25 protein-coding genes and 2 tRNA genes are annotated in these 21,694 nt (G+C 41.7%); 13 read left to right on the plus strand and 14 right to left on the minus strand.

The window, feature by feature from the left end; translation table 11 throughout:
* Positions 1-19: 19 nt before the first annotated feature.
* The 8 genes from OA34_RS08845 to OA34_RS08880 form a co-directional block, all read right to left on the minus strand.
* Positions 20-667: a hypothetical protein gene (locus OA34_RS08845; protein WP_039674478.1), complete on the minus strand. Its 648-nt coding sequence runs from the start codon at positions 665-667 to the stop codon at positions 20-22.
* Entirely contained in the window at positions 660-2,186 is a 1,527-nt protein-coding gene (locus OA34_RS08850; RefSeq protein ID WP_039674480.1) for a hypothetical protein, read from the minus strand. The genes OA34_RS08845 and OA34_RS08850 overlap by 8 nt, the downstream gene beginning before the upstream one ends.
* Positions 2,187-2,256: 70 nt before the next feature.
* Positions 2,257-3,153 (minus strand): GTPase Era, encoded by an 897-nt coding sequence (gene era, locus OA34_RS08855; RefSeq protein WP_039674482.1) that lies wholly within the window; start codon positions 3,151-3,153, stop codon positions 2,257-2,259.
* A 9-nt stretch (positions 3,154-3,162) separates the two neighbouring features.
* On the minus strand, positions 3,163-4,488 hold the full coding sequence (gene hslU / locus OA34_RS08860) for an ATP-dependent protease ATPase subunit HslU (protein WP_039674483.1): 1,326 nt from the start codon (positions 4,486-4,488) through the stop codon (positions 3,163-3,165).
* Complete coding sequence (hslV, locus tag OA34_RS08865; RefSeq protein WP_039674486.1) at positions 4,485-5,030, minus strand: ATP-dependent protease subunit HslV; 546 nt, start codon at positions 5,028-5,030, stop codon at positions 4,485-4,487. The genes hslU and hslV overlap by 4 nt, the downstream gene beginning before the upstream one ends.
* Positions 5,031-5,035: 5 nt before the next feature.
* Positions 5,036-5,482: a 50S ribosomal protein L9 gene (gene rplI / locus OA34_RS08870; protein WP_039674488.1), complete on the minus strand. Its 447-nt coding sequence runs from the start codon at positions 5,480-5,482 to the stop codon at positions 5,036-5,038.
* Entirely contained in the window at positions 5,479-5,877 is a 399-nt protein-coding gene (locus OA34_RS08875; protein ID WP_039674489.1) for a rhodanese-like domain-containing protein, read from the minus strand. The genes rplI and OA34_RS08875 overlap by 4 nt, the downstream gene beginning before the upstream one ends.
* A 37-nt stretch (positions 5,878-5,914) precedes the next feature.
* Positions 5,915-7,141: an argininosuccinate synthase gene (locus OA34_RS08880; RefSeq protein WP_039674491.1), complete on the minus strand. Its 1,227-nt coding sequence runs from the start codon at positions 7,139-7,141 to the stop codon at positions 5,915-5,917.
* 153 nt (positions 7,142-7,294) lie between these two features.
* Here OA34_RS08880 and OA34_RS08885 point away from each other — a divergent pair, with 153 nt between their 5' ends.
* The 5 genes from OA34_RS08885 to OA34_RS08905 are packed head-to-tail and all read left to right on the plus strand — an operon-like array spanning position 7,295 to position 10,941.
* Positions 7,295-7,543, plus strand: coding sequence for an RNA-binding S4 domain-containing protein (locus tag OA34_RS08885; protein ID WP_039674492.1), 249 nt, complete (start codon positions 7,295-7,297; stop codon positions 7,541-7,543).
* Complete coding sequence (gene trpD, locus OA34_RS08890) at positions 7,540-8,523, plus strand: anthranilate phosphoribosyltransferase (protein WP_039674493.1); 984 nt, start codon at positions 7,540-7,542, stop codon at positions 8,521-8,523. The genes OA34_RS08885 and trpD overlap by 4 nt, the downstream gene beginning before the upstream one ends.
* On the plus strand, positions 8,520-8,945 hold the full coding sequence (gene tsaE / locus OA34_RS08895; protein WP_254376088.1) for a tRNA (adenosine(37)-N6)-threonylcarbamoyltransferase complex ATPase subunit type 1 TsaE: 426 nt from the start codon (positions 8,520-8,522) through the stop codon (positions 8,943-8,945). Before trpD ends, tsaE begins: the two co-directional genes overlap by 4 nt.
* Positions 8,932-9,654 (plus strand): LPS export ABC transporter ATP-binding protein, encoded by a 723-nt coding sequence (gene lptB / locus OA34_RS08900; RefSeq protein ID WP_039674494.1) that lies wholly within the window; start codon positions 8,932-8,934, stop codon positions 9,652-9,654. Before tsaE ends, lptB begins: the two co-directional genes overlap by 14 nt.
* 15 nt (positions 9,655-9,669) lie before the next feature.
* The gene (locus OA34_RS08905; RefSeq protein WP_039674496.1) at positions 9,670-10,941 is read left to right on the plus strand and encodes an RNA polymerase factor sigma-54; all 1,272 of its coding nucleotides are present in this window, start codon (positions 9,670-9,672) and stop codon (positions 10,939-10,941) included.
* Here the strand turns inward: OA34_RS08905 and OA34_RS08910 are convergent.
* Genes OA34_RS08910 through OA34_RS13720 form a run of 3 tightly spaced genes read right to left on the minus strand, consistent with a single transcriptional unit; the run spans position 10,938 to position 12,722 of the window.
* Positions 10,938-11,768 carry an adenylosuccinate lyase gene (locus tag OA34_RS08910; protein WP_039674498.1) on the minus strand — a complete coding sequence of 277 codons (831 nt, stop codon included), beginning with the start codon at positions 11,766-11,768 and terminating at the stop codon, positions 10,938-10,940. The genes OA34_RS08905 and OA34_RS08910 overlap by 4 nt on opposite strands.
* A gap of 55 nt (positions 11,769-11,823) precedes the next feature.
* Positions 11,824-12,549 carry an arginyltransferase gene (locus OA34_RS08915; RefSeq protein ID WP_156143358.1) on the minus strand — a complete coding sequence of 242 codons (726 nt, stop codon included), beginning with the start codon at positions 12,547-12,549 and terminating at the stop codon, positions 11,824-11,826.
* A 2-nt stretch (positions 12,550-12,551) separates the two neighbouring features.
* Positions 12,552-12,722 carry a hypothetical protein gene (locus OA34_RS13720; RefSeq protein WP_173636955.1) on the minus strand — a complete coding sequence of 57 codons (171 nt, stop codon included), beginning with the start codon at positions 12,720-12,722 and terminating at the stop codon, positions 12,552-12,554.
* A gap of 269 nt (positions 12,723-12,991) precedes the next feature.
* Between OA34_RS13720 and OA34_RS08920 the strand changes: the two genes are divergently transcribed.
* The 3 genes from OA34_RS08920 to OA34_RS08930 all read left to right on the plus strand — a co-directional run bounded on the left by OA34_RS08920 (position 12,992) and on the right by OA34_RS08930 (position 15,776).
* The gene (locus tag OA34_RS08920; RefSeq protein ID WP_039674500.1) at positions 12,992-13,948 is read left to right on the plus strand and encodes a hypothetical protein; all 957 of its coding nucleotides are present in this window, start codon (positions 12,992-12,994) and stop codon (positions 13,946-13,948) included.
* A gap of 422 nt (positions 13,949-14,370) precedes the next feature.
* The gene (locus OA34_RS13725) at positions 14,371-15,102 is read left to right on the plus strand and encodes a metallophosphoesterase (RefSeq protein WP_286682946.1); all 732 of its coding nucleotides are present in this window, start codon (positions 14,371-14,373) and stop codon (positions 15,100-15,102) included.
* A 2-nt stretch (positions 15,103-15,104) separates the two neighbouring features.
* The gene (locus tag OA34_RS08930) at positions 15,105-15,776 is read left to right on the plus strand and encodes an ankyrin repeat domain-containing protein (protein WP_039674502.1); all 672 of its coding nucleotides are present in this window, start codon (positions 15,105-15,107) and stop codon (positions 15,774-15,776) included.
* Positions 15,777-15,830: 54 nt separating this feature from the next.
* Here OA34_RS08930 and OA34_RS08935 read toward each other — a convergent pair.
* Together OA34_RS08935 and OA34_RS08940 are read right to left on the minus strand one after the other, a co-directional pair.
* Positions 15,831-15,906: transfer RNA gene (locus OA34_RS08935), tRNA-Met, on the minus strand.
* A 17-nt stretch (positions 15,907-15,923) separates the two neighbouring features.
* A tRNA-Gln gene (locus tag OA34_RS08940) sits at positions 15,924-15,999 on the minus strand.
* 91 nt (positions 16,000-16,090) lie between these two features.
* Here OA34_RS08940 and OA34_RS08945 point away from each other — a divergent pair.
* Genes OA34_RS08945 through OA34_RS13730 form a run of 3 tightly spaced genes read left to right on the plus strand, consistent with a single transcriptional unit; the run spans position 16,091 to position 19,356 of the window.
* Positions 16,091-17,113 carry a bifunctional 3,4-dihydroxy-2-butanone 4-phosphate synthase/GTP cyclohydrolase II gene (locus tag OA34_RS08945; RefSeq protein ID WP_039674504.1) on the plus strand — a complete coding sequence of 341 codons (1,023 nt, stop codon included), beginning with the start codon at positions 16,091-16,093 and terminating at the stop codon, positions 17,111-17,113.
* 21 nt (positions 17,114-17,134) lie between these two features.
* Positions 17,135-18,832 carry a monovalent cation:proton antiporter-2 (CPA2) family protein gene (locus OA34_RS08950; protein ID WP_039674505.1) on the plus strand — a complete coding sequence of 566 codons (1,698 nt, stop codon included), beginning with the start codon at positions 17,135-17,137 and terminating at the stop codon, positions 18,830-18,832.
* A gap of 17 nt (positions 18,833-18,849) precedes the next feature.
* Positions 18,850-19,356 (plus strand): META domain-containing protein, encoded by a 507-nt coding sequence (locus OA34_RS13730; RefSeq protein ID WP_286682947.1) that lies wholly within the window; start codon positions 18,850-18,852, stop codon positions 19,354-19,356.
* Between the two features lie 10 nt (positions 19,357-19,366).
* Here OA34_RS13730 and OA34_RS08960 read toward each other — a convergent pair whose 3' ends face one another.
* Entirely contained in the window at positions 19,367-19,960 is a 594-nt protein-coding gene (locus OA34_RS08960; RefSeq protein WP_039674507.1) for a hypothetical protein, read from the minus strand.
* 115 nt (positions 19,961-20,075) lie between these two features.
* On the opposite strand from OA34_RS08960, the gene OA34_RS08965 reads away from it, so the two are divergent.
* Together OA34_RS08965 and OA34_RS08970 are read left to right on the plus strand one after the other, a co-directional pair.
* Positions 20,076-20,516 (plus strand): hypothetical protein, encoded by a 441-nt coding sequence (locus tag OA34_RS08965; protein WP_039674509.1) that lies wholly within the window; start codon positions 20,076-20,078, stop codon positions 20,514-20,516.
* A 111-nt stretch (positions 20,517-20,627) separates the two neighbouring features.
* Entirely contained in the window at positions 20,628-21,617 is a 990-nt protein-coding gene (locus OA34_RS08970; protein ID WP_039674511.1) for an amidohydrolase family protein, read from the plus strand.
* Positions 21,618-21,694 lie beyond the last annotated feature (77 nt).

Here is a 21,694-nt window from a genome sequence, read left to right on the forward strand (position 1 = left end):
ATAATTGATAACACTGTTTTCAATATTTCATCCCCCAAACGGCAATGTTCAATTGTCCTTCAATATTTTTCTTTCCTGTGCAGTTTAACTCGTAAATATCGACGACTAATTCACTTTCCTCAATGGCATTCATAAATTTCATCGTGTTGACGAAAGGACCGTTAAAATCAACTTTTAAAGAGAGTATCTGTTCAATTTTTTGTAAACTCGGTTCATTGATTTTATTTTCGATGACTTTGATGCGTACGGCATATTTTTGAGCCAATTGTGTGATAGCATTTAAGAATTTTGCCCAATTTTCATCGTTAAAAAGAAGGTAGGAAAGCTCTTTTAATTTCGTATCGACATAAGCGTTCGTGTACGTTGCTTTTTCAAGTAGGATTTTAGAATGCTCAATGTCGGATTTGATTTTAGCAATTAAAAAATTTTCATTGCCGTCTTTCGAAACAGAAGCTAAATACGATTGTTCATCTTTAAGCTTTTTTTCGGTTTCTTGCGCGGTTCGTAATGATTGTTTTAACATGGATTCCGTGATCGGGAAAAGATAACTATAGACTATAAAACCGACAACGGAAGCAAGCATTAAAAAGATCAGATACGTTTCATTTTTTTTCTTTCCATCAAAAAAAGCATCAATTTTATCAAAGAGTGAATCAAGGCTATTCATCATGCAATCCTATTGAAATGTTGCTGCTATACAATTTAGCTGCGTCGTCTTGAGCTATTTTATCGGTATTAATTTTATATTTTTTAAGTTCGGTAAGGTCTTGGATAAATTCCGTGATTTTTTTCTCGCTTCTATTTTGAATGGATACCGTGAGTTGTTGGTTCTTAAAAACAATGTTTTCAACTTTACTTCCGCTTTGGTTGGAAAGTTGAAAAATCTCAAGAAGCATGGCGGCTTTCATCGGATAAGAGATTTTTTTACGATAAATTTCCGATAGCAATTTTTTTCTAAATTCAAATTTTGCCGTTTCGTCTTTGAGAAGAACATCCACTTTTTCTTTTTCTATTTTCAATGCCGCAATATCTTGGCGAATTTTAGAAGTTTTTTGTAAAAGCTTATTGTACTCATCGGTATTTTGTACCGTTTGTAAACTTAAAAAAGAGTGGTAAGCAAATTGATAGGCGGGATAAACAAGACTGACAATTAAACTGGCTGCCAAAATTGCTAAAAGTTGTCCTACCGGTCTGTATTTTAGCGGAGGAGGACGTTTAAAAATCGAAAAGTTAAGACGATCGTCGTGGTTGTCAAAATAAAGTTGTGCACTGAGCATCATCAGAATATGAATTTGATCGATATACCACTCTTTGGAATTGATAGCGATGCTAAAATTGAATTCAAACGATTCCAATCCCAAATAACTTCTTCCATACTCGTCAATTCCTGAAAATGTTCCTATTTCTGAACCTAGAAAAATTTTATCGATATAATCGATATTGTAAGATCGTTTACAAAAAACTAAAACATCGTTGATATAAAGGAATATTTCTCCGAAAAGTTGCATGAGACTTTGTTGGTGTTGGCTGTTGGTTGCACGAAGTCCTTCATTGACGAGTAACTTATAAAAGTCTTCTTCATCGATTCTTTCGCCGATAAGTTCACAAAATTTTTCATTAATTTCTTTTAAAGAATAATGCAAAGATTTAGAATAAATATATTCGCCGCCTTTATAAATGGCTAAAAAAGCGTCGTTTTTTTGAAAATAAACGAAACAGTGCGTACCGTCCGGTTCAAGTAAATTTTTAGAGTATAAGGCTTTGATTAAAAAGGGAGCCGGAGTCACGTAATCGATATAGCGTGTTTTTTCTTTGATCGGGGATAATTTAGCGTCAATTAACGCGGCATCGACGATAAAAACGTTAAATGAGCGATTTTTAGTATCTTTGGAATCCGTTTCGCTATACGTAATCGTATATTCTACGGATGTGTCTAGTGCCAACTCGTCGTAGACTTTTATTTCGATAGCATCTTTAAGATCGCTATCGGGGATATTGCGACTAATATCGATTGTTGCGCTAATCATATCCCGTGCGTAAAGATAAGAGATAAAAAATGCATTTTTATCGCTTTTCTCAAGCTTGTTCAGTTTGATTTCATTTTTCGAATACGCATATGAGACAAGAGATGAAGGGTCGATGGAGACGATTTGCGAACTGTAACGTCTATCCTCTGGTATGGACATTTTTAAAACCCCTTTTATTTTAAAAATTAATCATTGTACAACAATTATATCATAATATGTTATTGATACTTTATTCTACTATATAACCTATTTTCTTCAATAATTCTTTATCTTGGCTCCAGCCTTGTTTCACAACGACGACAAGTTTCAAAAAGAGACGTTTTTGTGACAATTCTTCAATTAATCGACGAGCATGAGAGCCGATTCTTTTGAGCGTTTGCCCTTCTTTTCCGATAATAATACCCTTTTGGCTCTTTTTATCGACGACAATAGTAGCATAAATATGATCGATTGACTCTTTTTCTTCGACTTTATCGATTAAAACATCTGAAAAGTAGGGCACTTCATCGCTCGTATATTCAAAAATTGCTTCACGAATCAGCTCTTTATAGATATCGCGAGAACGTTCCGTCGTCAATATTTCCGGATCGTATAAGTAAGGATGCTCCGGAATAAATCGACTAATCGTGTCTAAAAGATAGGATTGTGAGATTCCTTTTTTTACGGAAACGGGAATTAAGGCCGCAAATTTGTCTTGATAGGTTTGATATTGCGTTATTTTATCCAAAAGTACCGTTTGAGAAACGGTATCCGTTTTGGTTAAAAGAACGATGTGCGGTACGTCAGGCTTGGTTAAAGCTAAAAAATCTGCGTAGTGTTGCAGAGTATCGGTAACGGGCGTGAGAAACAAGATAAGATCGCAATCGCCCATTGCTTTCATGGCTTCTTCGAGCATAAATTGATTGAGGAGTCGTTCCTGTTCGTGGATACCCGGCGTATCGATAAAGATAATTTGAGCATTTTCATGCATGGCGATCATATTGAGTCGCTTGCGCGTTGCATTGGCTTTATGCGAAACCAAGGCAAGTTTTTCGCCGATAAGCCAGTTGAGTAGCGAGCTTTTACCGGCATTGGGGCGTCCGACGACGGCAACAAAGCCGGCTTTTGTTTTAAGAGGTTCTATCATAATCCTACTTTATAAAATATAGCGACTGCTATCTTCGTTCTCAACGATAGCGTCTAATTTTTGGTGTACCAACTCTTTTGTGACGTAAAGGGTCTCACCTTGATGTTCGTCGGCACTATAACTGATCTCTTCCAATACTTTTTCAATGACGGTATGCAATCTCCTAGCTCCGATATCTTCAGTTCTTTCGTTGGTTGTTTGCGCAATTTTCGCAATAGCACGAATCGCATCTTCTTCAAAAACCAACTCGACGCCTTCCGTTTTGAGTAACGCTTGATATTGACGAAGGAGTGAATTTTTAGGTTGCGTTAAAATCTGGTAAAGAACCTCTTCGCTTAAGGCATTCAACTCGACACGTAGCGGAAATCGCCCTTGCAATTCGGGAATCAAATCGCTTGGTTTACTTAAGTGAAACGCACCTGCCGAAATGAAAAGAACGTGGTCGGTTTTAATCGTACCGAATTTCGTCGTAACGTCGCTGCCTTCGACAATGGGTAATAAATCGCGTTGAACGCCTTCTTTGCTTGGATCGCTGCGGTTCGATTGTGAAGAGCTGACGGCTATTTTATCGATTTCGTCGATAAAAATAATACCGCCGTTTTGAGCTCGGTCTCTTGCTTCGCTTTTAATCGCTTCCATATCGAGTAATTTTTCGCTCGCTTCGAGTTTGAGTGCCTCTTTTGCATCTTTAACGCTCATCTCTTTTTTGATCGAACTTTGTCCCGTGCCTAAAATTTTAATAAACGACTCTTGCACTTTGACCATTTCCGGCGGTAAGGAGGAGTCGCCCAAATCGTTATTGCCTTGTGAAAGTTCGATTTCGATTTTGAGTTCGTCCAATTCTCCGTCGCGAAGCTTTTGGCGCATTTTTTCAAAGCTTCTTTCGTATTCGCCTTTTTTTTCTTCGCTCACGCCTTTGGGAAGCGGAGGAAGTAGCTTTTCGATAATAATTTTTTCGACATGTAAGGCGATAGTTTCTTGATTTTTCTCTCGATGCTCTGCTTTTACTAGATTGATCGAAGCCATCATTAAGTCGCGAACCATCGATTCGACGTCTCGACCGACGAAACCGACTTCGGTGTATTTGCTAGCTTCCACTTTAACAAAAGGCAAAGAGAGCATTTTTGCCATTCTACGCGCAATCTCGGTTTTACCTACACCCGTAGAGCCGATCATAAGAATATTTTTCGGCATGACTTCATCGACCATATCGCCTTCGAGTAAAAGCCTGCGGTATCGATTGCGAAGGGCGATGGCGATGGCTTTTTTGGCGTTGGTTTGACCGATAATGTACTCATCCAAATAGGCAACAATTTGTTTGGGGGTTAAATTCATGAAGCACTCTTTTCTAAAACAAACGTTTTAATACGATCGTTGGTGTAGATGCACAATTCGCTTGCGATTTTAAGGCTCTCAAGAACGATGGTCTCTTCATCGAGTTTCGCATGCCTATCCAGAGCACGAGCCGCCGCAATGGCATAGTTTCCGCCGCTGCCGATTGCTGCGATTTTCCCGTCTTCAGGCTCGACCACGTCGCCGGTACCGCTTAAAATAAAAATATGATCGCAATCAAGTACGATCATCATCGCTTCCAGCCGACGCAACATCTTGTCTTTGCGCCACTCTTTGGAAAATTCGATCACCGATTTGTATAAGTCGCCTTTTTTTTGCTCTAAAATCGTTTCGAACATGTCAAAAAGGTTGAAAGCGTCGGCGGTACTTCCGGCAAAGCCCGTTAAGACTTTACCGTTGTAGAGTTTGCGAATTTTGGTGGCGTTGTTTTTAAGCACCGTATTGCCGAACGTTACTTGTCCGTCGCCGCCGATGACCGCTTTGTTTTCGCCTCGACATGCAAGAATGGTGGTTGCTTCAAACATTAATCTTACTCTCCGATAATGATAAGGGACAAGAGGGCGTGAATGCCGTGTCCTAATTTGATGCTGACGTCGAAATTGCCCGTCGTTTTGATCGCTTGATCAATTTCGACGGTTTTTTTATCGATTTCAATACCGTGTTGCGTTTTAAGTTCGTGCGCAATTTCATCTTTGGTAACGGCACCGAAAAGGCTACCGTTTGCCCCGAGTTTACGTTTGACGGTCAGTTTGAGCGTTGCCAATTTCGCTTGTATCGCTTTGAGGTTAGCGATCTCTTCTTCTTGTGCGGCAGCTTTTTTTCGTTGTTCCGCTTCGTATTTGCGCATAACTTCGTTTGTCGCTAAAAGGGCAAACCCTTTGCCGATAAGGAAGTTTTGACCGTAACCGTCTTTGACCTCTTTAATTTCGCCTTTTTTTCCTAAATCTTTGACGTCTTTAATTAATAAAACTTTCATAGTGTCTCCTTATGATTGATGCTAGAAGGCAGAGGAGCGTTTTTCAATTTCTCTCCGCCGTATTCGATAATTCCGCCGCTAAGGTGTGCTATTTTGGTAAAACCCATACGTTTGAGGCGCGGAATCAAACGAAAGGTTCGGCGTGCATTCGTGCAGTAAAAAATCACTAAACGATCTTGTAATTTAAAGATCGCATTGAGTTGCGTATGTAGCGTCGAGGTCGGGAACACGCCGTCGGTTCCCTTAATACTCGATGCCGTATACTCGTTTTTCTCGCGAACATCGATTAACCAAAACGAAACACGACCCTTTGCCCTTGCTAGAAGAAGTACATGTAACTCTTCCGGACTTATTTCGTGGCTTCTCTCAATCTCTTGCAGATATAATTGACTCATCGACGTATCTTTCGGGGATCATCGGCATTGTAATGCCTTAATTTCCTTGTTTTTTTCTATTTTTACCGCTAATAATAAAACGAAGCGCATTGAGTTTAATAAACCCTGCCGCATCTTTTTGGTTGTAAACTTCATCTTCTTCAAAGGTACAAAAGGCTTCGTTGAAGAGATTGTTGGTTTTAGAATCTCTGCCGATGACCGACACGTTACCTTTGTAAAGTTTCAATCTTACCGTGCCGTTGACGCCTTCTTGCGATTTATCGATCGCCGCTTGCATCATTTCGCGTTCGGGCGAAAACCAAAAGCCGTTGTAAATCGTTTTTGCGTAGCGCGGCATCAACTCGTCTTTAAAATGCGCCGCTTCACGGTCTAACGTAATGCTCTCGATCGCTCTGTGGGCACGAAGCATAATCGTACCGCCCGGAGTTTCGTAGCAACCTCGGCTTTTCATACCCACAAAGCGGTTCTCAACAATGTCGATACGTCCGATGCCGTGTTTGCAGCCAAGTGCATTGAGCTTAGAAAGCATCGTTGCAGGAGAAAGCTTTTCGCCGTTAAGTGCAACCGGATCGCCTTTTTCGTACGTGAGTTCAATCACTTCGGATTGATCGGGCGCTTTTTCGGGGCTCACCGTCCATCGCCACATGTCTTCTTCCGGTTCGGCGGCAGGATTTTCAAGCACCAATCCTTCATAAGAGATATGCAATAAATTTGCATCCATCGAATAAGGCGATTTACCCGGCTTTTTCTCAATGCTGATACCGTTTTTCTCGGCATACGCCAATAATTTCTCGCGTGAATTTAGATCCCATTCTCTCCAAGGAGCGATAATCACAAGATCGGAATTCATACTAAGATACCCCATCTCGAAGCGTACTTGATCGTTTCCTTTACCTGTTGCACCGTGGCTTACGCCATCGGCTCCGACCATTGCCGCGATTTGCGCTTGACGTTTTGCGATTAAAGGTCGCGCGATAGACGTACCCAAAAGATACTCTCCTTCGTAAATCGCGTTGGCTCTAAACATCGGGAAAACGTAATCTTTTACAAACTCTTCTTTTAGGTCTTCGATAAAAATATTCTCGGGTTTAATGCCCAAAGAGATCGCTTTTTTGCGTGCTGGTTCCAACTCTTCGCCTTGACCGATGTCGGCGGTAAACGTGACGACCTCACATTGGTACTCGTCTTGGAGCCATTTTAAAATAATACTGGTATCAAGTCCGCCGGAGTATGCTAAAACCACTTTTTTGACATTTTTTTTCATCGTATGAATCCTCATAAAATTGATAGAATTTCGTGATAGTAGCGCAACTTTATAAAAACTTTGCTTATGCTCTAGGGGCGATTTGGCGGTCAAGCTCAAAAACCAAATTTAAATATTCTTTTGCTAGAATGGACGTTAAATCAAGGAAGAAAGATGCGAATCGATAAATTTTTAAACAGCGTCAATATCACGAAGCGAAGAGCCGTTTCCGAAGATATGTGTAAAAACGGCGTCGTCAGCATTAACGGCGTAACGGCCAAACCCGCTAAAGACGTTAAAGTAGGCGATATTATCACCGTGGCTTATCTTGAACGCTCCGTTCGATACGAAGTCGTGCAATTGCCGCAAACCAAAACCATACCTAAAACCCAACAAAACGACTACGTAAGGGAACTAAAATGAATTATCAAGAGGCATACGAAGCGTTTAACGCGTTGTTTGAAAATCAGCTTTCAAGCGAAGAAGCCGCGCGTTTTTTAGTCGAGCTTTACCATCGGGGAGAAAGCTTTGAAGAGATTGCCGCCGCGGCAAAAGTGATGCGCGAACACAGCGTTAAACTCGACATTCCACACGATTTAAAAACTGAAATCATCGATATCGTCGGAACGGGAGGAGATAAAAGCGGTACGTTCAATATATCAACCACGACCTCTATCGTTTTAAGTGCGCTCGGGTGTAAAGTCGCCAAGCACGGTAGCGGTTCGGCAACGAGTTTATCGGGAAGTGCCGATGTTTTAAGATCGCTCGGGCTCAATTTAAATTTAACGCCCGAAAAACAGGTTAAAATGCTTCAAGAGTGCGGTTTTGTTTTTATGTTTGCGATGAACCATCATCCGTGTATGAAACACATTATGCCGATTCGCCGCTCACTGCCGCATCGAACGATTTTTAACATGTTAGGACCGCTTGCCAATCCCGCGAATGCGCAAAAACAAGTTGTCGGCGTCTTTCACGTCGATTACGTCGAACGTTTTAGCAAAGCTTTACAAGCACTCGGTACGCAAAAGAGCATGGTGTTAAGTTCGCATGACGGCTTGGACGAAGTAGGGATGTCTGCTCCTACATTTTATATGATGATTGAAAATACGCAAATAAGCCAAGGCGAAATCGATCCTCAAGCTTACGGCTTCAAATCGGCCTCTTTGGAATCGATTCAAGGCGGCGATAGCGACCATAACGCTGACATTACGCGGGCTATTTTGAAAAACGAAGAAAAAGGTCCTAAGCGCGATGTTGTGTTACTAAACGGTGCATGCGCTTTGGTCGTCGATTCCAAAGCCAGAGATATTCAAGAAGGTATCGAAATGATGGATGCGGCGCTTACAAGCAAACAAGCGTGGGATAAGCTCGGCGAAATTATTAAACTCTCCTATTTAGTATGACGTACGAAACGACATGTGACGTGACGGGGCTTAGGGCACTGGCGCAAACGATTAGGGAGCAAATGGGAGAAGAGGGGATTTTATTGCTTCGAGGCGGTTTGGCAAGCGGAAAAACGACGTTTGTCCAAACGTTTGCCGCCGTTTTAGGCATTCGCGAACCCGTCTCTTCGCCGACCTTTTCCATTTTGCACGAATATGAAAACCGTTTGTTTCATTACGACATTTACCAATGCGGTACGGACGGATTCGTCAAAAGCGGTTTGATCGAAAAACTCGATAGCCGCGGATACCATCTGATCGAATGGGCCATGTCGGATTTTGAAGCCCTGTTAGGGCGCTTGGGCATTGCTTACGGCACGCTCGATATTGAAGAAAAAAACGATCAACGAACCTATAAGGTAAACATACATGCATACGCTTAAAGTAGAAAAACTTGAAAAAGTAATTAAAAAAACGCCGATCATCAAAGGCGTCTCCCTTGATGTCAAAAGCGGCGAAGTCGTCGGACTTTTAGGCCCTAACGGAGCCGGAAAAACGACGATGTTTTATATGATTTGCGGCCTGATAGAACCGACTTCGGGTGCGGTTTATTTCGATAACCAAGACGTGACGCATATTCCCTTACATGTCAGAGCCAAACAAGGTATCGGCTACTTGCCGCAAGAATCGAGTATTTTTAAAGATTTAAGCGTGGAAGAAAATATTATGCTTGCTGCGGAGATCGTTTACAGCAAGAAAGAAGAGGCCGCCAAACGCGTCGAAGAACTCTTAAATCTTTTAAACATCGAACCGATTCGTAAACGTAACGGCGTGAGCCTTAGCGGCGGTGAACGACGCCGATGCGAAATCGCTCGCTCTTTGGTGTTGCATCCCAAATTTTTGCTTTTGGACGAACCTTTTGCGGGTGTCGACCCTTTGGCAGTCGCGGATATTCAAAGTATCGTCGAAGAGTTGGCAAAACTCAATATCGGCGTTTTGATTACCGATCACAACGTACGAGAGACGCTTGCAATTTGCGATCGTGCTTACGTTATCAAAGACGGAACTCTCCTTGCCAGCGGCAGTAGTGAAGAAGTGGCGCAAAATAAACTGGTGAAGACCTATTATCTCGGCGAAGATTTTCGATTTTAATTTTAGGAGAGAGGAGTGAAACTTAGGGTCAACACTACACAGACCGCCAAACAAAAATTCTCCTCAACCCTGAGAGGTTGGCTGCCCATTTTACAAGCCAATCTTGATACTTTAACCGAAACGCTCGAGCCGTTCGTGCAAGAAAATCCGTTGATTCATATTCGATCCGGATGCGAAGTTCCCGAAAAAAAGTTCGAAAAAAAGAGCTTTTTTCAACATGCCTCTAAAACGTCGGTTTCGGATACCATCGAAGCGTTAACGCTTTATAAAAAATCACTCTACGAGGCTTTGTTCGAGCAGATCAATCCGCCGCTTTTTCCGACGGAAAAATCGCAAAATATTGCTTATGAAATCATTGAAAATATCAATTGTGAAGGCTATTTCGAAGCTCAGGCTCTACACGATATTGCACACAAATTGAACGTATCGATGTCCGAAGTCGAAAAAATCAGACAACGCTTTGCTTATCTTGAACCTTTGGGAATCGGCGCGGTTGACGTCAAAGAGGCGTTTTTATTTCAACTCCAAGACCTTACGCTTGAAAATGAGCTCTACGAAGCCGTTGAAAATCTCATCGTCCATTTCGAAGCGATCGAATCCATGAGTAAAGAGCCTTTGTTTCATGAAGCGCTTAGCATTATTCAGCGTTTTCGCAACCCTCCCGCCATTGATTTTTTGGAAGACGAACGAGAGATTATTCCCGATATTTTTATCTATGCAAACGACGGTGCGATTGAGGTGCGCTTAAACGACGCCTATTACCCCGAAATCCTCATCGATACGGAAGGTATGGACGAAAGCCACAGCTTCGTTTCGCAGAAAATCAAAGATGCTAAAGACCTGATCGACGCGCTTGAAATGCGTAAAGCCACACTGTATAAAATCGGTCTGATGATCGTCGAATACCAATACGATTTTTTCTTCGGCAAAGCCATTAAACCGATGAAACTGAAAGATTTGGCGGACGATTTGGGACGAAATCCTTCGACGATTTCGCGTGCGATTGCCGGTAAATATCTCTCATGCAGTCGCGGTGTCATCGCATTAAAACAATTTTTTGCGACCGCCTTGGACGAAGATATTTCCAATAGCGCCATTAAAGACTACATGTTAGAGTTGGTTAAAAACGAAAGTCGCATAAAACCGATGAGCGATCTTAAGTTGTTGGAGATGATTGAAGAGAAATTTAATATCAAAATGGTGCGTCGCACGATTACCAAATACCGCCAACAGTTCAATATCGCCAGTTCGTCAGAACGTAAAAAACTTTACATGTTAACGCGTTAGGCGATGCAACGCTCGGAGTTTTGAAAGTGCATTTTGACCATTTCGTATGCCGTTTGCACCTCTTGAAACTTTGCAACGTATTTGACATGTAAGTCTCCGTCGTAAAGTCCGCAACTATCGGGATGGTATTTTTTCACTAATGCCAAGTAGTTACTACGAACGATCTCGAACGAATCTTCTATTTTGCACCCTAAAATACCGAAATAGTCTTCCAAGAGCGAAAAGAGGGCATTGTGACGATTACGGCGGATTTTTTTCGCCATCAGAGTTCGTGTGTAGGCTTCATAATGCGCTCGATCGTAATGAAATTCGACGTAAGAGCCGAAAAGCTCCTTTTGCGCCAAAAGTTTGTCTAAAAGCATGGCGGTTTGATCGGAATTGGGATAGAGCGTAATCGTCCCGTTTTTAGGGCGTATTCTGACGAGGTGATCTTTAAAATAGCTTTTTAAGTAGGATGCAAAAAGCGTATTGTGCGAACCCAAATCGAAAATAACGGCATAATTGTCTTCAATAGCGATGCGAATCGACATTTTTTGAATGACTTGATTGGGTTTTAAAAGTGAAATTTTGATGCTTTTATCGATAGCGTTTTCAATGATGCTTGCTTGCGTTTGATCATTATGCTCGCGCAAGTAAATTTTAGAGATCAGTTTTAGAAAATAACGACGCTGAACCGTCTCTTCGGGTTCTTTAAAAATAATCATTTTTTCTTTGCGCCCGATTTTCTTTGTGAAATTTTTAGCGGCGATATTTTGTAGAAAATAAAATGTCTTCGCATCTTCTTGAATCGTAACGGCAAGCATATCGTGAGTAAGGCAGCAGTGCATCGAGCTCTCCTTGTTGCATTCAGATACGCATCTTAAGCAAAAAAGATTCCAATTTTTAAAGCCAGATAGCATCCTCGTCTATTTTGGGGTTTCCTTGAAGAATCTGATAAGGACGATAGTTTCCTTTGTATTTTAAACTTTGGCAGTTTTCTACGTAATATCCTAAATAAATCCACGCTAAACCGTACTCTTTTGCCAAAATTAATTGTTCGTAAATCGAAAGGCGACCCAGCGAAAGATGGGCAAAATCGGGATCGTAAAAAAAGTAAATCGAAGAGATTCCGTCGTCTAAAAAGTCGATCAAATCGACGCCGATCAATTTGTCTTCGTAAAAATAGAGTACCTCTTTACCGAAATCCTGCGCACCGCTGACATAAAGTTCATGGTAGCTTTGCGGCTTGAGATAGTAGTATTGCCAACCGCGTTTTTGTTCCATGAAACGATGGTATTTATCGTAGAGTTCCAGATGTTCGTTGCTAATACTCGGCACTTGAATCACGTAACGAATCCCCTCGGCTTTTTTAAAAGCGCGTTTTGCGGAACGTGAAAATTGATAATTTCGAACATCGATACGAAGGCTTAAACATGCCTTGCAATGCGAGCATTGCGGTCTGGAATAATAATGTCCAAAACGTCTCCAACCCCGTTCAACCAGAGCTTGATTGAGTTCTGAAGTCGCGTTTTCGATGTATTTGTATTCCATACGCGTTTTACATCCGTCCAAGTAAGAACAAGACGTCTCTAAGGTCGAAAATTCGATCATACGTGAGTGTAATGCCATAATCAGTGGAGTTTTTTAACGCCTGAAGTTTTCATAAAAGTCTCAAATTGCGCTTGCAATTTTTTTTCCTTTTCTTGCTTTTGCGCTTCTATAAGCTTTTCTTGATTGATTTTTTCATCTTGATTCATCTTCTCTTTGATCGATTTTAAATCGTCAAACAACGCATTTTGCATTGTAAAGTCCTTGTCTATAGCTAAAATAAGTTTGGATTATAGCAAAAAACGGCATGATTAAAGATAAGGTACTTTGTGTTGGAGATACAGAGTAATCATCACACAAAGAAATGAAAATTTGCATCAAGACTCGAAATAAGTAGCTATAGAATGGGTGGCAGTATAGGCGGAAATATCTTTCATATGTGCATAAAGCGTATAAACAAGAATATGTCCAAACGCTTATCGATGCATTTGAACACATCGAATAATACAAAAAAGATAAATAAATGACAGACCTCTATAAATTTGTACTAGGGCTTGGTGCCGTGGTAATCGTATTAGACCTCTTATTTGTCTCTCCTAGCCCTAAAGTGGAAGTTTCTAAGCCCAGTGCTGAAGAAACCAAACAAGGTGAAGAGGAGCTTGCACGCGTTATATTTATAAAAATGTCTTTGGGAAGTTTACAAAAGGAAACTTCGAGCGTCGTTATGCCTAAAAGCACCTACGAGCATCTTCTCAAACAAGCAAAACGCCTTAAAGACGTTGTCGATGAAAAAAAGAGTGATGCGGCATTTAACGATACCGTACACAAAAACATCGAAGAGTCTCTAGCAACGCTTAAAGCGCACCAAGAACGCTATGAAAAGATCTTGCAAGCCCTTCAAAACGATGAAGTGCTGCGTGCAACACAGATAGCAGGTATGCAAACACCCGAAGCATTGGTAACCAAGATGTATGAAGAAGAACCCTCCACGCTTGCGCTTTTTTTTGAAAAAAAGTGTGAAATATCTGAAGACTTTTTAACCAAGGCACTTGAAGAAGATATAAAACGCTTAACAAAGCAGCGTTGTATCGCGCAAGAAGAGGTGCTCAATGCGCAACATATCGTCTCCTTTTTAGAACAAAACTTGCAAAGTGCCCAAAAAGAGACACTCTTATCTTCGCTTCACCAACAGTTAGCTTCTCTTCAAACCGTAGCCAAGTCTCTTTTGGACGACTCAATGGATGCCAAAGAGCTCAAACAACTCTACATCGAGGCGATAAAATTTAACTGCACGCAAACACTCGAACAACTCTTTACATGTAAAGAATGCGAGACCTTTTTAAATGAGCCCATTGAGGTGGCTGAAAAGCCTATAGGGCTTCGTCGTTATGAGACCAACAGTTACACACCTATAGAATTTGCAAGACGCTATGCCCATGAAAAAACATACAAAATTATCAAAAATAAGTTTGAACAGTAAGGCTGAACTGGGAATTTTGACGATGAAATCATTACATGTACTTTGTATTTGGCATGGAAAGCGTGACACTAGAGCTTAAAAGCGTGTACGGAGTTTAGCTAATAAAGTAAAATAACGCATTGTATAACGGGGAAAAGATAAAATAACGTTATAATCGCAGAAGGAGAAGCTGCGGAGTCGGGCTATTATCGATCTTCTCTTACACGCATACGGGCAAAACCACCGATGCATGGGCTGTTGTTTTCTATGCCGGTGCCGACTTTTAGAGCAATATGAGCTATCGTCACCATGTTCGGTGTGTGAGTAGGACAGATAGACTCTGCCAGTTTATTTTCTTTAAAGGCAAAATAGCACAAGAGCAGATAGATAAAATTAATCCAAAATGAGATAGTAACACATACTCTTTACATGTAAAGGCAAATATGCACTACGTCATCGGTGATGTTCACGGACATTTTGAGACCTTAAAAACCCTTGTAGATGAGTTACCCACGGAGGCAACGCTCGTTTTTGTGGGTGATCTGGTGGACAGAGGCAAACAAAGTGCTCAGGTCGTAAAGTTTGTCAAAGACGGTGGGCATTTATGCGTGATGGGAAACCATGAAGAAGCGATGTGTGTCTATGGATTTAACATCGTTCAAGCGTATGAAAACGATACTCCTTTGCCGTTGCATAACATCTGGTTTAGTAACGGCGGTGTTGCGACACTGCTTTCGTATGGCTTAGTACAACTCAAAGAGGGCAAACCTGCCAAAGTTGAAAACTACCGTGAGGCACTAAAAGCGTTTAAAGAAGATATCGCTTGGATGGAAAAATTGCCGCTTTATCTGGAATTTCCCGTCATACATGCTTCCGGTAAACCCGTGGTCGTTTCGCATGCTCCTATCGGCACGGTGTGGGGAATACGACATATGAACGCTATGTACGATACGTTCTTCCGCACGGCAATGTCGAGCCGAAGAGAACCCGATAACGATACGAAGATCTTCAATATCTTTGGACATACGCCCGTACAAAACGGTGTTAAAATAAGAGAACATTTTGCCAATATCGATACGGGGTGTTACGTTGAAGATGAAGAGGGTTTTGGTATGGGAAAGCTTAGCGCGTACTGTGTCGAAACAGGTAAAGTTATCAGCGTGGAGAGAGTATAAATATGAAATTTTTTATTATGATATTTTTAAGTTTGATCTTAGCGTATGGTAGTGATAAAGATTGTAAAAGCGTTGATATTATGGAGACAAATGAACTCATTTTTGCAGCAGATTCGCTTAATCTCAAAAGATTTGCCACAGCACTTGATGGATGTAACGCAAAAGATGTCTATGCACTTAGGTTTAAAGGTAGTGACCTTTTAGATATGGCGATAGAGGGCAATTTTGCGCCCATCGTGCAGTACCTTTTGGAAAAGTACCCCCGTTTTTCTTTGGATGAGCATCGTATTTTTAAGTATGTCTCTAAAGACTCTATTAACTATAAAGATCCCGAAATGATAGAGCTTTTGTTGAATTTTGGGAAATTTTCCATCAATGTGACCGATGCTGAGGGTAAAACTATATTGCATCATATCGTGTATGACCCGCAAATTTTTGAGATAAAGTATGTGCTTAGCAAAGGGATTGATACGACATTAAAAGATAACGAAGGACTTGATGCTTTAAGCACTGCCAAAAAATGGCTCACATTTCATCAAGAGATGGCCGCTAAACACCCATGGGCTGAAACAAAAAAAAGAATCGCCAGAGTCCAAAAAGCTATCGCGTTGATAGAAGATTATAACGCACAAAGAGAAAAAAAGATGGTAGATAGATGTAATAGAATAATTTGAGGTAATCTAAAGTTTGCTTATTGATAATACTTTGGTTGAGTAGTTTTGGAAGAATGGTTGCGGGAGCCGGACTTGAACCAGCGACCTTCGGGTTATGAGCCCGACGAGCTACCAACTGCTCTATCCCGCGACGGAAAATGTAAAAGGTGGATGGGGTAAAGGGATTCGAACCCCTGAAATGACTGGACCAAAACCAGTTGCCTTACCGCTTGGCTATACCCCAATGCCTTAAACGAGGTGAAATTATAGTCACTTTTAATGTGTTTGTCAAGGGTTTTTGATTATACTTTTTTAAAATCACTTTTGGAGCGAAAATGCCTATTCAAAGAGTCAAGCAAGCCATCGAAGATATTAAGAACGGTAAAATGGTTATGATGGTAGACGATGAAGATCGGGAGAACGAGGGGGATTTAGTCTATGCCGCGACGTTCTCGACACCGGAGAAAGTCAATTTTATGGCTTCGGAAGCTAGGGGGCTTATTTGCGTCGCGCTGAACGACGAGATTGCCACGCGTTTAGACCTCACGCCGATGGTCAAGTATAACGACTCTCAGCACGAGACAGCATTTACGGTATCGGTAGATGCGCGGGTGTGTTCGACGGGTATTTCGGCATACGAGCGTGACGTAACGATCAAGATTTTAGCCGACACGATGAGTTCTCCTAAAGAGTTGGTTCGTCCCGGGCATATTTTCCCGTTGATTGCGCGTAAGGGCGGCACGTTGGTGCGAACGGGGCATACGGAAGGCTCGGTTGATCTTTGTCGTTTAGCGGGTCTTCGGGAAGCGGCGGTGATCTGCGAAGTGATGAAAGCAGACGGACATATGGCACGACGAGACGATTTGGATCTTTTTTGTCAAGAACACGGTATTCATATCGTTTATATTTCCGATATCGTAGCTTACCGTATGCAATCGGAATCTCTGGTTCGAGAGGTTTTCTCGGCAAACGTCGAATTTTTCGGAGTACAAACCCGTAAAATCGATATGGTCGATCATGAAGGTAACCATCATATTGTCTACATGTTCGGCGAAGTCGGGGAAAAATCTGCGGTTAAATTTCACCATATTTTACCCGATAACGAGTTACTGGCCAATGAAAAAAAGTATCACGGTATCTTGAAGGCGATTGAGTATTTGAAAACGCACGGCGGCGTCTTTATTTTTGTCGATAGCGAATATTCTAGTAATCAAGAGTTGAGAGAATTCGGTATCGGTGCACAAATATTGAAAAAACTGGGGATAGAAAGCCTTGATTTGATTTCTATTACGCCGCATAAAGATTATGTCGGCTTAGCGGGTTTTGGTTTGAACATTGCGCAAGAAATAGTTTTATAACTCCAACGTTAAAGGCTCTGTATGGATTTTTTCCTACTCTCCTCATTGGTTTTATTGGCGGTAACGTCGATTATGGTAACGATTTCTAAGCGTATCGGTTTGGGTTCTATTTTGGGATTGTTGCTTGCCGGTATTATCGTCGGTCCGCATACGGGAGGGTTTACGGTAACGAGTGAAGTCGAAACGCTACGCCACTTTACGGAATTCGGCGTTGTGCTACTTTTGTTTATTATCGGATTGGAGATGCAACCGACAAAGCTTTGGTCGATGCGTAAAGAAGTCTTCGGTATGGGCTCTTTACAAGTCGTCGTCTCCGGCGTTGTTCTTGGATGGTACATGAAGCTTTTCGTCGAAGATATCCGCGTAGCGATGCTTTTAGGTTTTACGTTGGCACTCTCATCAACGGCGTTTGTCATGCAAATATTACAAGAAAAGGGTAAACTCAATACCGAACACGGTAAAAACGCTTTTGCTATTTTATTGCTTCAAGATTTAGCCGTCGTTCCGCTTTTAGCGATTTTGCCCTTGTTGTCTTCACATCAGCCTTCCGTTGACGAAACTTCGTGGATCGAAACCATCTTAAATATTGTCGTTATGATCATACTGTTGGTCGTATTCGGTCGCTATATTATTCCCAAAGCCTTGGACAAAGTCGCCAAACAGCGCAACAAAGACGCTTTTTTACTTTTAACGATGCTCAGCGTCGTTCTTTCGGCATACTTAATGGACCATGCGGGACTTTCGATGGCACTCGGTGCTTTTTTGATGGGAATGTTCCTTTCCACGTCTCGTTACAGCTTTCAAATCGAATCGAGCCTTGAGCCTTTTAAAGGAATGCTCATGAGCCTTTTTTTCATCGCCGTAGGAATGTCGATCGATTTTAATGCCATCATGAACGATCCGTGGGTGTTTAGCGGACATATCGGCGTTATTTTGATACTTAAGGCATTGGTTATTTTTGTTTTGGTGCTTGCTTTCGGCGGTACGAAAAGTGCTGCGATCAAATTGGCATTTTTGCTCAATCAAAGCGGTGAATTCGGTTTTGTTCTCTTTGGCGCGGCAAAGGCTTTAGGCATTATCGACGATCAACTTTTCGTCGTCGGAATCGGCGTGATTTCGATTAGTATGCTTTTTACGCCGGTGCTCTATTCGTTTGGATGTTCGCTTGCCAATAAACTGGCCAATGTTTCGCCGTTTTCTTACCTCAATGCGGACGGTGTGAGCATCGAGCATAAAGTTGTTATTGCCGGATACGGAAGTACGGGTAAAGTGATCGCTCAAATGCTCAAGAGTAGTAAGATTCCATTTATGGTGTTTGACGTCAACACGAGCGAAGTAGCGCACGGGCGCAAACAAGGGTTTCCGGTTTTTTTCGGCGATATTACCGACATGAGGCTTCTCAATACGATCAAACTTGATCAAGCGTCTATGCTCATCGTTTCGATTGATCATAGTTTAAATGCGATTAAAGTGGTAAAACACATCAAAGAAAATTATCCGCATATTAAAGTCTTGGCACGAGCACTCGACATTAAAGCCATGGATAAAATGCTGATGGCGGGGGCAAGTTGGGTCATCGCCGAGACTTTGGAAAGCAGCATTCGCACGGGTTCGGAAGCCCTCAGCCAAATGGGCGTTCAACCTGATGAGATTAGCGTATTGTTGGAGTCTTTACGCAAAAACGAATATGAACTGATTCGCGAAATAACGAAAGAATAAATGTGAAGGAGAATTTGATGTACCGATGTTGTCGTCTTGCGGCTTTGGGTATCGGCGTATGTATGGTGTGCGGTTGTACGCCTTCTTCGCCCAAGCTTGCACCTACCGCTCAGCATGAAGAAACCAAGCAAACCGAAGCCGCAAACATAGACGTCAAAGACGAGACGGAATTGTTGCCGACGCGTATTCAAGAAGTGCATTGGAAGCTGATCGGCGTTGAAGGCAAAGCTGTGATCGCCTTAACGGGCGAACGTGAAGCCTATTTGATTTTAAAATTGGAAAATCGACGCTTACAGGGTTTTGGCGGATGCAATATTCTTTTAGGTACGTATACGCTTGATGAAACTTCTCAACGCGTCGGCTTTGAAAAGGTAGCTTCCACGATGATGGCGTGCCCTAGACTTCAAGACGAACGCGACTTTTTAAACGCTTTGTCCAAAGCTCAAACGTATAAGATAGAAGAGGGTGTATTATTGCTTCAAAAAGAGGGCAAAACGTTACTGAGTTTTGAAGCGGTACTTTAAAAAAACCGCTTTATTTATCGATTTTTTTATACGTCGTTTTCACGCCCAAAAGGTTGAGTTCGATCGTCTTATCGCCGGTGATGTAAAACGGTATGCGCATTTTCGTATTGAGGTCGACGACTTCGACGTATTGGGACTCTATCGTATACTCGATCGGCGTCGTTACACCGTTGGCCAAGAGTTGGTCTTTCCGAAACTCAATTTCTCCGGTCGGTGCGAAAATATTGGTTTTTTTGATCGGCTGCCATTTTCCAAGAAGCGGATTGGGTGTTTCGTGGAGCATAAATGCGATAAAAGCGGCTAAAAGAACGCTTCCGGATAAAGCTATGAGGATTTTGGGATGGTGTTTCGGGTTCCAATCGCGTTCTTTCATACACGCATACATTTTTTTTAAAGTCGATTCACGCGACGTCGGTGTCGTTTTGGGAGAAGGGCTTTCTTCTTGAATCGCCAAATCTTCTTTTTCGAGATGCTCAAAAAAAGCGTCTTCCTCTTCTTGGGTAAATCGATGATTTTTTGAAGGTTTTTGAAACGCTTCTTGATTGATAAAATTTAAAGTATCGTCTTCTTTGACTTTAAAAAGATTGATCAATTTTGAAAACATAGTCGAAATCTTCCTTTGAGAGTAATGCTTTCAGAAATTATAACACGCAGAAGCTTTTAACCTTACATGTAAGAATGTTATAATGCGTCGATAACTCATTTTAAAAAGGTAACGGATGCGCCCAGAGAGTCGAAAACCTCGCATGTCAAACGCTAAAACAGTCTCTCGTAAAGCAAAAACACCCTCGCGTGTTCGGACAGTGTCGAAAGTTCCCGCCAAAAAACCTTCTACGCCTGTATTTCAGATTTTTTCGGGTATCGTTATCGTGCTCTTTTTGGCATTGGGCGTTACATTTTATTGGGATGAAACGCATCGCAATCCTTTAATCGGCAAGTGGAGAGCCGAAACAAAGCTGGGCATTTTAGAAATTCAGTTTGATCGTAAAAGTATGCTTTTTTTCGGTACGAAGACGCCGGTGAGTTACGATATCCAAGCAGATAAAGTGATCGTTTTCGATGATGATATTAAAGTAGGCAATGCCTATAAAATCCTCGATCAAGAGACCATTTCCACAGAAGCAGGCGGGTATAAAACGGTTTATAAAAAAGTTCAATAATCTTAGATTTCATCATACAAACACATCGATATGTCGGTGTTTCTTTTTAAGAATATTTTTAGCTAAGAGATATTAATATTCCAATATGTTTAAGATTTTAGGAATATAGAAATGAAAACAATCGACACCCATGTTCACCTACTCAGCAGTGATGTCTCTTTCAACCGCTTTTACGATAAAGTTGCTTTACGCTTTTTTGCCAAACGCTTCGGTATCGACGCCAAAGCCCTTGCGAAAGAGCCGTACAAAGCCTACACCGACGCACTGATGCACTCGGTGAAAAGCTCTGAACACATCGAAAAAATCGTGCTTTTTGGCGTCGATGCGAAGGTCGATGATGAAGGGAACATCTTACATAAAGACAAAACCGTCTGCGCAAGCAATGAGGATGTGGCGGTGTTGTACGCGAAGTTTCCAGAGCTCATTATCCCTTTTTTCTCCATCAATCCTAAACGACCCGATGCGCTGGAATTGATTGAAAAGTACCACGCCTTAGGCTTTAAAGGGGCAAAATTTTTACAAAATTATTGGGGTGTGGATACGCGAGAAGCGCGGTATCGTCCCTATTTTGAGAAGCTTGCGGCTCTTGATCTGCCATTGATCATTCATGTGGGAAGCGAGAGTAGCGTGCATTCGTATAAAACCTGCGAGAGCATCGAGATGGTGCGTCAACCTTTAGAGGTCGGTGTGAAGGTCATTTGTGCCCACATGGCACTTTCTTCTTACGAGCCACGTCACATCTTTAAAGCACTCTCGTCCAACCCAAAACGCTTTAACGATGACTATTTCACCTTGCTTGAGATGCTCAAAACGCATGATAATCTCTACGCCGATGTGTCAGCGCTTCTAACGCCCGTGCGTGCCAAGGCGTTGCGCCATCTTAGCACACAAAGCGACATACACCCTAAATTGCTCTTTGGAAGCGACTACCCCGTACCGTTTACAACGGTGTGGAACAGTTACGACATAGCGGTTTTAAAACGCCTTTGCATCGCTCAGGAAAAAAATGTCTTTGATCGTTACGTTAAAGCGATGATGGTCTATTTCCCTGCGAATCATCCTATTTATTCGAATTATCGGAAGATTTTACATGTAGCGTAATTTTTTGACGAGCAGTTGATACAAAAAATATTATAGAGGTAAAAAGTGTGAAATTTAGGTTAAAATTTTCGTAATAT

Source organism: Sulfurospirillum sp. MES, from assembly GCF_000789415.1.
GTDB lineage: Bacteria > Campylobacterota > Campylobacteria > Campylobacterales > Sulfurospirillaceae > Sulfurospirillum > Sulfurospirillum cavolei.

Bases quoted from the DNA above. Each gene is read 5' to 3' on its own strand.
- OA34_RS08950 (WP_039674505.1), top strand. From the start codon at position 17,135: ATGGATTTTTTCCTACTCTCCTCATTGGTTTTATTGGCGGTAACGTCG.
- hslU (WP_039674483.1), bottom strand. From the start codon at position 4,488: ATGAATTTAACCCCCAAACAAATTGTTGCCTATTTGGATGAGTACATT.
- OA34_RS08850 (WP_039674480.1), bottom strand. From the start codon at position 2,186: ATGTCCATACCAGAGGATAGACGTTACAGTTCGCAAATCGTCTCCATC.
- OA34_RS08930 (WP_039674502.1), top strand. From the start codon at position 15,105: ATGAAATTTTTTATTATGATATTTTTAAGTTTGATCTTAGCGTATGGT.
- OA34_RS08945 (WP_039674504.1), top strand. From the start codon at position 16,091: ATGCCTATTCAAAGAGTCAAGCAAGCCATCGAAGATATTAAGAACGGT.
- tsaE (WP_254376088.1), top strand. From the start codon at position 8,520: ATGACGTACGAAACGACATGTGACGTGACGGGGCTTAGGGCACTGGCG.
- OA34_RS13720 (WP_173636955.1), bottom strand. From the start codon at position 12,722: ATGCAAAATGCGTTGTTTGACGATTTAAAATCGATCAAAGAGAAGATG.
- OA34_RS08965 (WP_039674509.1), top strand. From the start codon at position 20,076: ATGCGCCCAGAGAGTCGAAAACCTCGCATGTCAAACGCTAAAACAGTC.
- OA34_RS08915 (WP_156143358.1), bottom strand. From the start codon at position 12,549: ATGGCATTACACTCACGTATGATCGAATTTTCGACCTTAGAGACGTCT.
- OA34_RS08885 (WP_039674492.1), top strand. From the start codon at position 7,295: ATGCGAATCGATAAATTTTTAAACAGCGTCAATATCACGAAGCGAAGA.
- OA34_RS08910 (WP_039674498.1), bottom strand. From the start codon at position 11,768: ATGCACTGCTGCCTTACTCACGATATGCTTGCCGTTACGATTCAAGAA.
- OA34_RS13725 (WP_286682946.1), top strand. From the start codon at position 14,371: ATGCACTACGTCATCGGTGATGTTCACGGACATTTTGAGACCTTAAAA.
- trpD (WP_039674493.1), top strand. From the start codon at position 7,540: ATGAATTATCAAGAGGCATACGAAGCGTTTAACGCGTTGTTTGAAAAT.
- OA34_RS08920 (WP_039674500.1), top strand. From the start codon at position 12,992: ATGACAGACCTCTATAAATTTGTACTAGGGCTTGGTGCCGTGGTAATC.
- OA34_RS08875 (WP_039674489.1), bottom strand. From the start codon at position 5,877: ATGAGTCAATTATATCTGCAAGAGATTGAGAGAAGCCACGAAATAAGT.
- OA34_RS08960 (WP_039674507.1), bottom strand. From the start codon at position 19,960: ATGTTTTCAAAATTGATCAATCTTTTTAAAGTCAAAGAAGACGATACT.
- OA34_RS08845 (WP_039674478.1), bottom strand. From the start codon at position 667: ATGAATAGCCTTGATTCACTCTTTGATAAAATTGATGCTTTTTTTGAT.
- OA34_RS08970 (WP_039674511.1), top strand. From the start codon at position 20,628: ATGAAAACAATCGACACCCATGTTCACCTACTCAGCAGTGATGTCTCT.
- hslV (WP_039674486.1), bottom strand. From the start codon at position 5,030: ATGTTTGAAGCAACCACCATTCTTGCATGTCGAGGCGAAAACAAAGCG.
- lptB (WP_039674494.1), top strand. From the start codon at position 8,932: ATGCATACGCTTAAAGTAGAAAAACTTGAAAAAGTAATTAAAAAAACG.
- OA34_RS08880 (WP_039674491.1), bottom strand. From the start codon at position 7,141: ATGAAAAAAAATGTCAAAAAAGTGGTTTTAGCATACTCCGGCGGACTT.
- rplI (WP_039674488.1), bottom strand. From the start codon at position 5,482: ATGAAAGTTTTATTAATTAAAGACGTCAAAGATTTAGGAAAAAAAGGC.
- era (WP_039674482.1), bottom strand. From the start codon at position 3,153: ATGATAGAACCTCTTAAAACAAAAGCCGGCTTTGTTGCCGTCGTCGGA.
- OA34_RS13730 (WP_286682947.1), top strand. From the start codon at position 18,850: ATGTACCGATGTTGTCGTCTTGCGGCTTTGGGTATCGGCGTATGTATG.